This window comes from Nocardiopsis sp. MG754419 (assembly GCF_018207095.1).
GTDB lineage: Bacteria > Actinomycetota > Actinomycetes > Streptosporangiales > Streptosporangiaceae > Nocardiopsis.
Genome location: NZ_QOCZ01000154.1, coordinates 1 through 13029 on the forward strand (window position 1 = coordinate 1; position 13029 = coordinate 13029).

Annotated in this window: 14 protein-coding genes; 9 read left to right on the top strand and 5 right to left on the bottom strand. The window is 71.3% G+C overall.

Annotated features, from left to right (window positions below; genetic code table 11):
• From DSY14_RS23050 to DSY14_RS23060, 3 genes are all read right to left on the bottom strand, one after another.
• Window positions 1-906, bottom strand: a 906-nt coding sequence (locus tag DSY14_RS23050) for a serine/threonine-protein kinase (protein ID WP_211718713.1), incomplete at its 3' end; no start/stop codon positions are given.
• Window positions 907-1054: 148 nt separating this feature from the next.
• Entirely contained in the window at window positions 1055-1942 is an 888-nt protein-coding gene (locus DSY14_RS23055; protein WP_211718714.1) for an alpha/beta fold hydrolase, read from the bottom strand.
• A complete protein-coding gene (locus DSY14_RS23060; RefSeq protein ID WP_211718715.1) occupies window positions 1939-2415 on the bottom strand; it encodes a GbsR/MarR family transcriptional regulator in 477 nt (158 codons plus the stop codon). Before DSY14_RS23060 ends, DSY14_RS23055 begins: the two co-directional genes overlap by 4 nt.
• A 172-nt stretch (window positions 2416-2587) precedes the next feature.
• Here DSY14_RS23060 and DSY14_RS23065 point away from each other — a divergent pair, with 172 nt between their 5' ends.
• The 5 genes from DSY14_RS23065 to DSY14_RS23085 all read left to right on the top strand — a co-directional run bounded on the left by DSY14_RS23065 (window position 2588) and on the right by DSY14_RS23085 (window position 6519).
• Window positions 2588-3502: a metal ABC transporter substrate-binding protein gene (locus DSY14_RS23065; protein ID WP_374224045.1), complete on the top strand. Its 915-nt coding sequence runs from the start codon at window positions 2588-2590 to the stop codon at window positions 3500-3502.
• A 32-nt stretch (window positions 3503-3534) separates the two neighbouring features.
• Window positions 3535-4278, top strand: a complete 744-nt coding sequence (locus DSY14_RS23070) for a metal ABC transporter ATP-binding protein (protein WP_211718716.1) — start codon at window positions 3535-3537, stop codon at window positions 4276-4278.
• Window positions 4266-5147 carry a metal ABC transporter permease gene (locus DSY14_RS23075; protein WP_211718717.1) on the top strand — a complete coding sequence of 294 codons (882 nt, stop codon included), beginning with the start codon at window positions 4266-4268 and terminating at the stop codon, window positions 5145-5147. The genes DSY14_RS23070 and DSY14_RS23075 overlap by 13 nt, the downstream gene beginning before the upstream one ends.
• Before the next feature lie 57 nt (window positions 5148-5204).
• Window positions 5205-5624 carry a DNA-binding protein gene (locus DSY14_RS23080; protein ID WP_211718718.1) on the top strand — a complete coding sequence of 140 codons (420 nt, stop codon included), beginning with the start codon at window positions 5205-5207 and terminating at the stop codon, window positions 5622-5624.
• A 268-nt stretch (window positions 5625-5892) separates the two neighbouring features.
• The gene (locus tag DSY14_RS23085) at window positions 5893-6519 is read left to right on the top strand and encodes a GAP family protein (protein ID WP_211718719.1); all 627 of its coding nucleotides are present in this window, start codon (window positions 5893-5895) and stop codon (window positions 6517-6519) included.
• 240 nt (window positions 6520-6759) lie between these two features.
• Here DSY14_RS23085 and DSY14_RS23090 read toward each other — a convergent pair whose 3' ends face one another.
• The gene (locus tag DSY14_RS23090) at window positions 6760-7569 is read right to left on the bottom strand and encodes a thioesterase family protein (protein ID WP_211718720.1); all 810 of its coding nucleotides are present in this window, start codon (window positions 7567-7569) and stop codon (window positions 6760-6762) included.
• Window positions 7570-7981: 412 nt separating this feature from the next.
• On the opposite strand from DSY14_RS23090, the gene DSY14_RS23095 reads away from it, so the two are divergent.
• A complete protein-coding gene (locus DSY14_RS23095) occupies window positions 7982-8503 on the top strand; it encodes a GNAT family N-acetyltransferase (RefSeq protein WP_211718721.1) in 522 nt (173 codons plus the stop codon).
• A 132-nt stretch (window positions 8504-8635) separates the two neighbouring features.
• Complete coding sequence (locus DSY14_RS23100; protein WP_211718726.1) at window positions 8636-8794, top strand: hypothetical protein; 159 nt, start codon at window positions 8636-8638, stop codon at window positions 8792-8794.
• A gap of 31 nt (window positions 8795-8825) precedes the next feature.
• Here the strand turns inward: DSY14_RS23100 and DSY14_RS23105 are convergent, their stop codons facing one another.
• Window positions 8826-9815 carry a GNAT family N-acetyltransferase gene (locus DSY14_RS23105; RefSeq protein WP_211718722.1) on the bottom strand — a complete coding sequence of 330 codons (990 nt, stop codon included), beginning with the start codon at window positions 9813-9815 and terminating at the stop codon, window positions 8826-8828.
• A 195-nt stretch (window positions 9816-10010) separates the two neighbouring features.
• Between DSY14_RS23105 and DSY14_RS23110 the strand changes: the two genes are divergently transcribed.
• Window positions 10011-11396 (top strand): MFS transporter, encoded by a 1386-nt coding sequence (locus tag DSY14_RS23110; protein ID WP_211718723.1) that lies wholly within the window; start codon window positions 10011-10013, stop codon window positions 11394-11396.
• Window positions 11393-13029 (top strand): molybdopterin oxidoreductase family protein (locus DSY14_RS23115; protein WP_211718724.1); only part of this gene is annotated, 1637 nt, incomplete at its 3' end. The genes DSY14_RS23110 and DSY14_RS23115, both read left to right, overlap by 4 nt.

Consider the following 13029-nt stretch of genomic DNA (forward strand, 5'->3'; position numbering starts at 1 on the left):
GCCCGGGACGGCACCGCCGGCCGGGGTGTGCGCGGGTGTCCCCGGGCCCGTGGTGGACGCACCGCCCGGATGCGCGAACGCGCCGACCCTCTCACCCTGGGCCGCGGCCGACAACAGGCGACGGCATTCGGTCTCGTCCGATCGCCGTTCGGGGTCCTTGACCAGCATCCCCTGGAGGGCCTGCCCGAGGGCGCCGGGCAGTACCCGGGGCGGTTCGGCGGTGGACACGGCGTGCAGCGTCGCCGGGATGCCCTCGCGCTGGAAGGGAGAGACCCCGGTGGCCGCGAAGTAGAGGGTGGCGCCCAGGGACCAGAGGTCACCCGCGGGGCTCGCCGGGGCCGAGGCCAGCCGTTCGGGGGCCAGATAGGCCGGTGAGCCCATCATCCCGGCGGTCTGGGTGACCGCGGCGGTGTCGGCGATGGTGGCGATGCCGAAGTCGGTCAGCACCACCCGACCCCCGTCGGTGACCATGACGTTCTCGGGCTTGACGTCGCGGTGGGTGATGCCCTGGGCGTGCGCGGTACCCAGGGCGTCGAGCAGGTCCAACCCCCGGGTGGCGACCTCGGCCGCCTCCAGCGGACCCTGGTCGCGCACCAGACGGCTCAGGGACTCGCCCTCCAGGAACTCCATGACGATCCACGGGCGTTCGTCGTCATCGACGATGTCGTGCACGGTGACGATGTTGGGGTGTTGCCCCATGGCCGTGGCCTGCGCCTCGCGGCGGGCGCGCGCGGCCACACGGGCGCGCTCGGTCTCGTCCAGGCCGGGCGAGGGCAGGATCTCCTTGACAGCCACGACGCGGTTCAGACGCGTGTCGTGGGCCCGCCAGACCCTCCCCATGCCGCCGCGACCGACCTCCGCACGCAGTTCGTAACGTTCCTGCAGCGTGCGCTGGAATTCGGCCACCGTGGACTCCTGACGGGGGTGTGGGGACGTGCGGGCCCACGGAAGGCCCGCGCGGGCGGGGAGGGCGCGTGGGAGGCTCCAGTCTACGGATGCGCGGAGCCTCCGAACCCCCGCACCCGGCGGGCCGATCCCTGTGGAGGGCCCGGGTTCAGGCCCCCGCGGCCGGTTCGGTGAGGAAGTCGCGCACGAGCCGGTTGACCCGGCCGGGGGACTGGCGGTTGACCCAGTGCCCCTGACCTGCGAGCAGTTCGACGCGGGCCCCGGGGACCGCGCGGGCGGCGGCGATGGTCAGGGCCGGTTTGACGCCGATGTCCTTGGCACCCGCGATGAACAGGGCCGGGCAGGCGATCTCCGGAAGACGTGGACGCAGGTCCACGTTCATGCCCCATGGGCCGATGGAGGCGTTCTGCCAGTCGGAGGAGCCGGCTCCGTGCCGGGCCATCTCGGCCATGACCTCGTCGACGATCTCCTTCTGGTCGGGGGCCGGCCCGGCCAGGAGCGCCTTACCGACGAAGGCCGCGGTCCTGCGCCGGTCACCGACCATGAGGCCGGGCAGCGTGGAGTTGAGCAGGCGGCTCTGGGCGGTGAGCCACAGGAGTTGGTGGTAGACGGGAGGGAAGGACAGGATGCCGCCCGGGTTGATGGGCACGATCCGTTCGACCCGGTCGGGGAGTTCGATGGCGGTGTCGAGGGTCATGGCCCCGCCCTGGGACATGCCCACCACGCTCACCCGGTCCAGGTGGAAGTGGTCCAGGACCGCCAGGACGCACCGACGCAGGGCGGCGTGGTCGGCGAACCCCTTCCACTCGGTGCTGAGTCCCTGCTTGGGCCAGTCGAGGGCGATGACCCGGTGGTCGCGGGCCAGTTCCGGGATGAGGTGACGCCAGCTCAGGGTGGCGCTGTCCACGCCCGCACCACTGAGCAGTAGGACGGCCGGGGCCTGCTCGGGACCCTCGGCGATGACGCTCAGACGGCCCTCGGGCATGTCGACGTGTGTGCGATGGAACTCGCGGTGTGCGCCACCGGTCTCGGTCATGGGGTGTTCTTCCCTTCCTTGTTCCGCCAGCGGTCGAGCATGGCGGGCAGTTCGGTCTCCAGGAATCCGTAGAGCTCGTGCACGTTCTCCAGGCGCTCACGCCGCTCGGGCGAGGCCTCTTCCAGCGCCGTCAGTCCGCGTTCGGTCACCTGTCGGAAGCGGGTGGTCTGCGCGTAGCGGCGTTCGAGCATGCGGCTCCAGCCGTCGGCGGCGATCCGGAAGTACTCCTGGCGGTGGCCGCGTTTGCGCACCCCCTCCACGAGTCCGCTGGGGGTGAGCATGCGGGTGGCGCTGCCGATGGAACTGCGGCTGACCTGGAGCACTTCGGCCAGGGCGGCGGCGCTCTGTTCGGGCGGGTCGCAGATCAGCAGCCACCCGATGACCCGCCCGGCGATCAGCGGCATGCCCTCGTGCTCGAAGAACACCGCGAGGTCGTCGACGAAGGCCAGTTCGGCTTCGGTGGGTTCGCTCATGCCCCCACATTACAGTCATTGCAGCCATGACTGCAATGACAGCAATTACTGCAAAGAAAAGGAGTGGGGGAGGGTCGTCGCGATCACGGGACGCACCGGGGAGTCGGCCGCCCCGAGTGTGGGTTCGCCCTGACTGTGGTAAAAGTTAGGCGTGCCGAACATTAGAGATGGGTTGTCTTCAAAGACCTGGTTGGTCGCGGTTTGCGCCCTGGTCCCCTCCCTCACCTTGACCGCCTGCACCCCCGCGACCGACGAGGCCTCCGACGATGGCCGCCCCCTGGTGCTGACCACGTTCACCGTCCTGGCCGACATGACCGAGAACGTTGCCGCCGACCGCGTGCGCGTGGCCTCCCTGACCCGCCCCGGGGCGGAGATCCACGGCTACGAACCCACCCCCGACGACCTCGTGCGCGGCCAGGACGCCGACCTGATCCTGGAGAACGGGCTCGGCCTGGAGGCCTGGTTCGCCCAGTTCACCGACCGCGTGGACGCCCCCACCGCGGTGCTGACCGAGGGTGTGGAGACGATCCCCATCTCCTCCGGCGAATACGAGGGCGAACCCAACCCGCACGCCTGGATGTCGCCCACCAACGCCCTGACCTACGTCGACAACATCCAGGCGGCCCTGACCGAACTCGACCCCGAGGGCGCCGACGACTTCGCCGAGGCCGCCGCGGCGTACAAAGAGGAGATCCGCGAGGTCTCCGGCTACCTGGAGACCGAACTGGCCGAGGTCCCCGACCGGTCCCGCGCCCTGGTCACCTGCGAGGGCGCCTTCTCCTACCTGGCCCGTGACGCCGACCTGACCGAGCGTTACCTGTGGCCGGTCAACGCCGAACGCGAGGGCACACCCCAACAGATCGCGGCGGTGGCGGAGTTCGTCCGCGACAACGACGTGCCCGCCGTCTTCTGTGAGAGCACGGTGAACGACGGTGCGCAGCGGTCGGTCGTCCGCGAGACCGGCACACGCATGGGCCCGACGCTCTACGTCGACTCCCTGTCGGAGGCCGACGGCCCCGTTCCCACCTACCTGGACCTGCTCCGCCATGACGCCGAGGCCATCGTCGAGGGGCTGGCGGACGCATGAGCCGCCCCACCCCCGCGGGAGAGGAGGACACCGTGACCGCAGCCATCGAGGTCGATGGGGCCACCGTCCGCTACGGCGACGTCCTGGCTCTGGACGACGTGCACCTGTCCGTGGCGCCCGGCCGGGTCTGTGGCCTGCTCGGCATGAACGGGTCGGGCAAGTCCACCCTGTTCAAGGCCGTACTGGGCCTGGTCACGACCGACCACGGCCGAGTGCGCGTCCTGGGCATGAAGAGCGCCGCCGCCCGCCGCAAGGGGCTGGTCGGCTACGTCCCCCAGTCCGAACAGGTGGACTGGGCCTTCCCCGTCCGCGTTCGCGACGTGGTCATGATGGGCCGCTACGGCCACATGGGCCGGCGGCGGCGCCCACGGCCCGCCGACCGTGAGGCGGTCGAGCACGCTCTGGCCCGCACCGACCTGACCCTCCTGGCCGACCGCCAGATCGGTGCGCTCTCCGGCGGTCAGCGCAAACGCGCCTTCGTCGCCCGCGCGATCGCCCAGGACGCCGACGTGCTGCTGCTGGACGAACCCTTCGCCGGGGTGGACAAGCGCTCCGAGGCCACCATCACCGCACTGCTCCTGGAGCTGCGCCGCGCCGGGCACACCCTCCTGGTCTCCACCCACGACCTGGCCCAGGTGCCCGTGTTGTGCGACGAGGCCGTACTGCTGCAGAACCGGGTCATCGCCCACGGGCCGCCCGAGAAGGTACTCGAACCGGACGTGCTGTTGGAGGCGTTCGGCATCCACCCGAACGAGGAGGGGACATGGACGCGGTGACCGCCGTCGTCGAGTGGTTCACGGTGCCGATGCAGTTCGAGTTCGTCCGACGCGCACTGCTCGTGAGCGTGGTCGCCGGCGTGGTGTGCGCCGTCCTGTCGTGCTGGATGACCCTGGTGGGCTGGTCCCTGATGGGCGACGCGGTCTCCCACGCGGTCCTGCCCGGAGTGGTGCTGTCCTACATGTTCGGTCTGCCCTTCGCCGTGGGCGCGCTGGCCTTCGGCGCCGGTTCCGTGGCCCTCATCGGCGTGGTCAACCGCACGTCCCGCGTCAAGGAGGACGCCGTCATCGGGGTGGTCTTCACCGCGCTGTTCGCCCTGGGGCTGGTCCTGGTCTCCCGGGTGCCCAGCCAGACCGACCTGGGTCACATCCTCTTCGGCAACGTCCTCGGTGTCTCCGACGCCGACATCCTCCAGGTGCTGATCCTGGCCGCCGTCGTGCTGGCCGTGGTCTGGTACAAGCACCGCGACCTGACCATGTACGCCTTCGACCCGGTCCACGCCCACGCCATCGGCGTCAACCCGCGCCTGCTGGAGACCCTGCTGTTGGGGCTGCTCTCGGTGACCGTGGTGGTCGCGTTGCAGGCGGTGGGCATCATCCTGGTCGTGGCCATGGTCATCATCCCCGGCGCCACCGCCTACCTGCTCACCGACCGGTTCGAGCGGATGCTGCTCATCTCCATGGCCGTGGCCGTGACCGCCGCCGTCACGGGGGTCTTCACCAGCTTCCACCTCAACCTGTCCACCGGCGGATGCATCGTGCTCGCCCAGGCGGGGCTGTTCACCCTGGCCTACCTGTTCTCACCCCGCCACGGAGTGGTCCGGCGCGGCCGGAGGGCCCGTTCCCGGCGCCCACGCGCCCACGCATGAACACCAAGGTTTGAACATTCTGTTGACAACACTCATGCGACAACGCATAGTTGGCGCATGAGTGCCACCGAGGATCCCTTCATCCGCCCCGACCCCGAGCAGGCCCGGCGCGCACGCGCCCACGAGGCCCTGTTCCGCGTCACCGAACGCCACGCCACCGGACAGGCCCGTCTCCTGTGGGAACAGAGCCGCATGCCCATGTCGGCCCACGAGGCCATCCGACGGGTGTCCGATCTGGCCGCCGGCAGCGCCGCCCCCGACCCGGACGCCCCGGCCGTCGACCAGGCCGACCTGACCGCCGCCCTGACGTTGGTGCCGCTGGCCCGCGCCGAGTTCGACCAGATGGAGGTCGGCCTGCTCACGATGGCCAAGGGGCGCGGGATGACCTGGCAGGAACTGGCCTACGGGCTGGGGTTGAACACGGCCCAGGCCGCCCGTCAACGCCACGACCGTCTCCAGGCCCGCACCGAGACCTGAGAACCGCCCGGGCCCACCGCGTACGGTCGGGCCCGGACGCTCTCACGCCGTCGACCTGCGCGGACACCGCATCCCGAGGAGGCCGGGTCATCCGCGGGCCCTCCCGCCCTGCGCAGCCCTGACCCGTCATTACCCGTGGTTTTGCCGGACACTGCGCACACTGGAGGAGACCGTGCCTTCGTCGGCGGGCGCCGTCGCCTGGTCACCCACGACGCTCGCGCGCGCCCTCACCGGCGCCGGCCCATGAGGAGACCCACGGGGAGAGGCCATGGACCTCAACATCCTTCCGCTGGCGATCACCATGATGGCGGGGCCGCAGATCATCGCCGCCCTGGTCCTGGTCACGACCGGACGGGCGGTGCGCGTGTCCCTGGCGTTCCTGGTGGGCGTGGCCGTGGCCACGACCGTCGGGGTGGTGCTCGCCCACCTCGTCTTCACCCTATTCGGCAACGTGGTGCCCCTGGGCGACCCCTCGGACAGCGGTTCGACGGGCAACCTCATCCAGTTCGGGTTGGTGGCACTGCTCATCATCGCCGCGGTCTGGACCTACCTGCACCGCGCGACGGCCGAGCCGCCCCGATGGCTCACGGGGCTCATGGAGGCAGGCCCCTCACAGGCGCTGACGACCGGCCTGATGGTGATCCTGCTCATGCCCTCCGACATCATCGTCATGCTGACGGTGGGGGCGCACCTGGCCCACGGGGGAGAGAACCTCACGGACGCGCTGGCGTTCATCGCCGCGACCGTGCTGGTCGCCGCGCTGCCCCTGATCGCGCTCCTGGCCGCGGGTCACCGCGCCAGGGACGCCATGCCGACCGTCCGGGACTGGCTGAACTCCCACAGCTGGGTGGTCACCATCGCCACCTGTCTGGTCTTCGTACTGCTCCTACTGTGAGCGCGGTCGACCCCGACCCGCGTGAGGTCGGTGGCGGCACGGGCCCGCCCGTGATGGCCTGCCTCCGGGAGGAAGAGGCCACACCGCGTCGCAGCGTCCACGGCGTCGGGCGCGGGGCGGGCCCCGCGCCCGAAGCGCACACTCGGGATGGACCCGGGGCCGGTGCGACCGACCCCGTCCGCCCACCCCTGTGAAGGGTGGGAGCCCACCACCGCATGAGGGAGGGCCCTCAGTCCGACCTCAGACGAGCATCGCCAGCTGGCGTGCCTGGGCGACCAGGGTGCCCTGGCCGTCCCAGATCTCCATGTCCTCCTCGTGCAGGCCGTGGGAGACGTGCTTGGTGTACACCCGGCACGCCAGCCACCCGGGGGCGGGCCTGGCGCGCACGTGGGTGCTCAACTCCACGGTGATGGTGCCGAACTCACCGATCTCCAGCACCGCCGGCACCGCGAAGTCCACCATGGCGGGCAGGGCGTGCACGTCGGCGTCGCGGCCGTCGGCGAACCGCATCCAGAAGTCGACGTGGGGTCGGCCGTTCTTGTCCCCGTCCAACCAGCCGGGCCGCTCGGGGTAGCGGTACTCGATGCGTCGGGCGATGGTGACGCCCTCGACCTCGCCGGAGAACTCGGCCGGAACGTGGCAGTCCTCGGGGGAAGGCAGGTCGGGCGGCCCCTCCAGGTGCAACTCACGGCCCTCGGCGCTGAGGTCGCCGTACGTGGCGGTGGCGCGCATGATCTCCTTGCCGCCCTGCTCGACCACGACGGCGCCGGTGGCCGTACGGCGTCCCTCACGGATGGTCTCGGTGCGCAGGATGGCGGTTCCGGGTGCGGCCGGGCGCAGGTAGAAGGCGGAGACCACCAGGGGGTCGGGCTGGGAGAGGGTCTGCCCCAGGGCGTTGAGCGCGGTGCCCAGGACGTAGCCGCCGTTGGGGTGCGAGGTGAAGGTGGTCCAGCCGTCGGTGAAGGTGGCGGTGAACTCGCCGTCGGCGCGCTTGTCGACCCGGGTGTCACGATCGAACTCGTGACCCGCGGCGGGGTGCTCTTGGCTCATACCGGCATGTTACCGGTGAGTAGAACCGGTGGTCGCACGTACCCGAGGGTCCCGCGTTCCCAGAGGGGGATGCGGTCGCACCCGCGCCGGCACTGTCGCCCCCGGCATACTCTCACCCGCTGCGGCGCACCCCGCGCCCCGGGGAGGCGCACGCCTCGTGCGGCCTCGGCCCCGGGCGCCGCGGGTGGGAGACCGTGTGGCCCGTGACGGGCCCCGGGTCTCCGACTGCCCCGGGAGCACCTCGGTGTTAGCGTTGACCGGCGCGGAACCGAACGTCGGTCGCCGCGGCGCGAAGAGGTGAGTCGATGACCGTCCGGACCGGTGCCGCCCCGACCGGCACCCACAACGTTCCCGAACACCGGGTCCCGGCCTGAACACATGACGGGACCCCTGCGAAGCGAAGGTCCTTGAGTTGTCCGACTCCACCCGCACCTGGTCCACCCGACCCGAGACCGGTGCCGACATCGACGACATCCACGCCGTCAACGCCGCGGCCTTCGAGACCGAGGCCGAGGCCGATCTGGTCGACGCGCTACGCGCCGACGACCACGCCTGGATCGACGGCCTGTCGATCGTGGCCGAGACCGAGGAGGGCCGTGTGGTGGGCCATGCCCTGTTCACCCGCTGCCACGTCGACGGCGCACCGGCCCTGGCCCTGGCGCCGTGCGCGGTCCTTCCCGCCCACCAGGGCACCGGCGCCGGTGCCGCCGCCATCCGTGCCGGACTCGCGAGCGCCGCGCTCAGGGGCGAGAACCTCGTCCTGGTGCTGGGGCACCCGGAGTACTACCCGAGGTTCGGGTTCACCCCGGCCTCCGGGTTCGGGGTGCACGCCCCCTTCGAGGTGCCCGACGAGGCCATGATGGCCCTGTCCCTGGACCCGTCCCGGAACACCCCGCGCGGGACCATCCGCTACCCGGCCGCCTTCGGCGTCTGAGACCGTGACGCGTCCCCACCCCCGCGGGGGTGGGGACGCCCAGGCGCACGGTGAGGTCGGGGCGGGACACCCCGGGAACCGTGCCGAGACCGCGGGCGTCGGAACCACGGGCGGAGAGCGAAGGAGGGCCTCATGAACGGCGCGTACGGACAGAGCATGAACCTCGGCCTGGGAGTGGCCATGGGCCTGGTCTTCGGTCTGCTCTTCGACAGCCTGGCGATGGGCATCGCGTTCGGCGTGGTGTTCGCGCTCTGCTTCGGCGCCTACCGGTCCGGTCGACGCGGAGCCTGAACCGTCGACCCACCCGCACCCGCCGCGGCGCTCACAGCTCGGCCAGACTCTCCTCCACCAGAAGACGTTCGGCCACCCGCGTGTACATCAGCGACCGGTTGACGGCCAGCATCGCCGTGTTCTCCAGGTCGATGGTCACCGCCAGAGAGCTCACATGAGGGAACAGGTCGTGCACGCGCAACGCCTGGGTGGCCTTCACTCTGCTGGCCAGGCCCTTGCGCCGATGCGCGGGCATCACCGCGGTGTCGTGCTGGTCGGCCACCGCACCACCGGTCACCGTGCAGACGGTGGCCGCGACGACCTGGTCGGAGGTACGGTCCAGGGCCGCGCCCACCACCAGCCGGGAACCGTCCTCGGTGATCTTGTCCTCCCACGCGCGCACCTGCGCGGGCCCCCAGGCCCTGGCCGTCATCTGCAGGGCCGCGCCAGGGGCGTCCAACAGATGCGCCATCACCCGCCCGAAGGAACGCACCGACCCCTCCGGCGCGGGCCCCTCCCAGTGGGTGAGTCGGTACCCCCGCGCCGGCGTGGCCGCCAACGACCAACAGCGCCGCAGGGTGGCCTCGTCCAGGTGCTGCTTCTGCAGCTCCAGCCGCAGCAGGGTACGCAGATAGGGGCTGGCGCGGGCGAAGGGCTCACCCGGGTCACCGGCGAGCACCGTGCTCTGCAACCGGTCCATACCGAGGAGACGGGCCCGCTCCACCACCGTCTCGCGCAGTTCGGCGCCCATGCCCTGCCTTCGGGCCCGGGCCACCACGAACAGGCGCAGGAACCCGATCCGGGGGTCGTGCGGCTGTCGACGCAGCTCGGCCACCCCGGACACCGGTGCGCCCTCGGCCTCGCGCGCCACCCATCTCCAAGCCTCACCGGCGCGTTCCGTGCGCAGCCGGGCCGACAGATCCTCGGCACGGGGCGCCCCACCCGACAACTCGCTCTGCCCGGTGGTGAAGATCACGCTCCAGGTGTCCAGGTCGGTGGGGGAGGCCGCGACGGGGTCGAAGGGTTCCACGAGAGGGCTCACCCGGACACCGTTTCACACTGTGACCTTAACTGTCCCCCTCTCACCGGGGGCGGGTCCCCACCCGGTATCCTCACCGCCGGCACGACAGCGGAGTGAGCCCACTGTTTCCCGTGTGTTACGGCCCGACACATCCAGGCAACCCCCGCTCTCTACCGTCGGGTCCATCAAGCAGCCCTCGAACAGGAAGGCCTGGTCGTGAGACCTCGCACCGGCGTCTCCGCGCCACGCACCGGACCCAGCTGGATCTCCCGTTGGGACCCCGAGGACCACACCTTCTGGGAGGGCACCGGCCGATCGGTGGCCCGCCGCAACCTGTGGGCCTCCATCGCCTCCGAGCACATCGGCTTCTCGATCTGGTCGATCTGGTCGGTGCTGGTGCTGTTCATGATCCCCGAACACGGCTTCTCCACCACGCCCGAACAGAAGTTCCTGCTGCTGTCGGCGGTCACCCTGGTCGGCGCCGTGCTGCGCGTGCCCTACACCCTGGCCGTGCCCCTGTTCGGCGGGCGCAACTGGACCATCATCTCCACGGCGCTGCTCCTCATCCCCACCGCCGCCGCGTTCTTCCTCATCCAGAACCCCGACACCCCGTTCTGGCTGATGCTGCTGCTGGCCGCCACGGCGGGCCTGGGCGGGGGCAACTTCTCCTCCTCCATGGCCAACATCAACTCCTACTTCCCCGAGCGGGAGAAGGGGTGGGCCCTGGGTCTGAACGCCGGTGGCGGCAACATCGGTGTGGCCACCGTCCAACTGGTGGGGCTGGCCGTCATCGCCGTGTTCACCACGTCGGCCGGGGCGCTGGTGCCGCTGTTCTACGCACCCCTGATCCTGCTGGCCTCCGTGTGGGCGCTGCGGTCGATGAACAACCTGGTCGACGTGCGCAGCGACATCCGCGGGCAGCTCTCGGCCACCGGGGACCGCCACTTCTGGATCATGTCGGTGCTCTACATCGGCACCTTCGGCTCCTTCATCGGCACCGGCTTCGCCTTCGGTCTGCTGTTGCAGTCCCAGTTCGGACTCGCCCCCGTCCAGTCGGCCGGCATCGCCGTTCTGGGGCCGGTGATCGGCTCCCTCATCCGCCCGGTGGGCGGCCGGATGGCCGACGCCCTGGGCGGAGCCCGGGTCACCCTGTGGGTCTTCACCGCCATGGCCCTCTGCGCCGGGGTGCTGCTGTTCGCCGTCCAGGCCGCCCAACTGGGCCTGTTCATCGGTGCCTTCGCGGTGATGTTCACCCTCACCGGTCTGGGCAACGGCTCCACCTACAAGATGATCCCGTCCATCTACGCCGCCAAGGCCGAGGACGCCATCGCCGCCGGGGAACCCCGGGAGCAGGTCATGGATCGCACCAAGCGCACCGCCTCCTCCATGCTCGGACTCATCGGCGCGGTCGGCGCCCTGGGCGGGGTCGGCATCAACGTGACCTTCCGCGAATCCTTCGCCGCCACCGGCTCCACCGCACCCGCCTTCGCCGCGTTCGGGCTCTTCTACCTGATGTGCGCCGCCATCACCTACCTCGTCTACCTGCGCCGCCCGACCACCTCCGCCACGGACCCGCGTTCCACCGAAGCGGCCACGCGATGACCGCACCCGCGGCCACGCGCACCCACTGCCCCTACTGCGCCCTGCAGTGCGCGATGGACCTCGCCCCCGCACCGGACGGGGGACTGAGTGTCCGCCCCGCGCCCTTCCCCACCAACCGGGGCGGGCTGTGCCGCAAGGGCTGGACCTCGACCGAGGTCCTCACCACCCCCGACCGCCTGACCCGCCCCCTGCTGCGCAAGGACCGCACCGGGCCCCTGACCGAGGTGGACTGGGACACCGCCCTGGACCACATCGCAGAACGGCTCCTGGCCCTGCGCGCGGAGTCGGGCCCCGACAGCGTCGCGGTCTTCGGCAGTGGGGGCCTGACCAACGAGAAGTCCTACCTGTTGGGCAAGTTCGCCCGATTGGCCCTGGGCACCTCACAGATCGACTACAACGGTCGTTTCTGCATGTCCTCCGCGGCCGCAGCCGGCAACCGCGCCTTCGGCCTGGATCGGGGAATGCCCTTCCCGCTGACCGACCTGGCCGCGTCCGACGTGGTCCTGTTGGCCGGCGCCAACCCCGCCGAGACCATGCCGCCGATGATGGGCCACCTGTCCGCACCGCGCCTCATCGTCATCGATCCGCGCCGCACCGCCACCGCACGCGTGGCCCTCGACAACGGTGGCCTCCACCTGGCCCCGCGCCCCGGTACCGACACGGCCCTGGCCCTGAGCCTGCTGCACGCGGTACACGCCCAGGGCTGGGTGGACCGCTCCTTCGTCGACTCCCGCACCACCGGCTTCGCTGCCGCTTGGGACCAGGCCGCCGTCTGGTGGCCCGAACACGCCGAACTCATCACCGGGGTGCCCGCCGCCCAGGTCCGCGCCGCCGCCGATCTGTTGGGGCGGGCCGCCCACGCCCGGTCCGCCCACGTCCTCACCGGGCGCGGCACCGAACAGCACGCCAAGGGCACCGACACCGTCTCGGCCTGGATCAACCTCGCCCTGGCGCTGGGCCTGCCCGGTCGCGCCGGTTCGGGATACGGGTGCATCACGGGCCAGGGCAACGGCCAGGGCGGGCGTGAACACGGCCAGAAGGCCGACCAGCTGCCTGGCTACCGGCGTATCGACGACCCCGCCGCACGCGCCCACGTGGCCGGCGTGTGGGGGGTCGACCCCGACGCGTTGCCCGGGCCCGGACGCAGCGCCTTCGAACTACTCGACGCCCTGGGCACCCCCGACGGCCCGCGCGCCATGCTGTTGTTCGGCTCCAACCCGGTGGTCTCCGCGCCCCACAGCACCCGCGTGCGCTCCCGGCTGGCCGATCTGGACCTGCTGGTGGCGGCCGACTTCGTGCTCTCCGAGACCGCCGCCATGGCCGACGTGGTGCTGCCGGTGGCCCAGTGGGCCGAGGAGTCGGGCACCATGACCAACCTGGAGGGCCGTGTCCTGCGACGTCGCCGGGCCGTTTCACCACCGGCCGGTGTGCGCACCGACCTCCAGGTGCTCCAGGACCTGGCCACCCGTCTGGGCCAGCCCGCCGCACGGTTCCCCACCGACCCCGACACCGTCCTGGTCGAGTTGGGCGCCGCCTCCGCCGAGGGCGCGGCCGACTACTCCGGTGTGACCCCGGACCGCCTGGCCGGGCAGGAGGCCCTGTACTGGCCGGTGCCGCGGGACGCCCCGCCCAC

Bases quoted from the DNA above. Each gene is read 5' to 3' on its own strand.
- DSY14_RS23055 (WP_211718714.1), bottom strand. From the start codon at position 1,942: ATGACCGAGACCGGTGGCGCACACCGCGAGTTCCATCGCACACACGTC.
- DSY14_RS23060 (WP_211718715.1), bottom strand. From the start codon at position 2,415: ATGAGCGAACCCACCGAAGCCGAACTGGCCTTCGTCGACGACCTCGCG.
- DSY14_RS23075 (WP_211718717.1), top strand. From the start codon at position 4,266: ATGGACGCGGTGACCGCCGTCGTCGAGTGGTTCACGGTGCCGATGCAG.
- DSY14_RS23080 (WP_211718718.1), top strand. From the start codon at position 5,205: ATGAGTGCCACCGAGGATCCCTTCATCCGCCCCGACCCCGAGCAGGCC.
- DSY14_RS23085 (WP_211718719.1), top strand. From the start codon at position 5,893: ATGGACCTCAACATCCTTCCGCTGGCGATCACCATGATGGCGGGGCCG.
- DSY14_RS23090 (WP_211718720.1), bottom strand. From the start codon at position 7,569: ATGAGCCAAGAGCACCCCGCCGCGGGTCACGAGTTCGATCGTGACACC.
- DSY14_RS23100 (WP_211718726.1), top strand. From the start codon at position 8,636: ATGAACGGCGCGTACGGACAGAGCATGAACCTCGGCCTGGGAGTGGCC.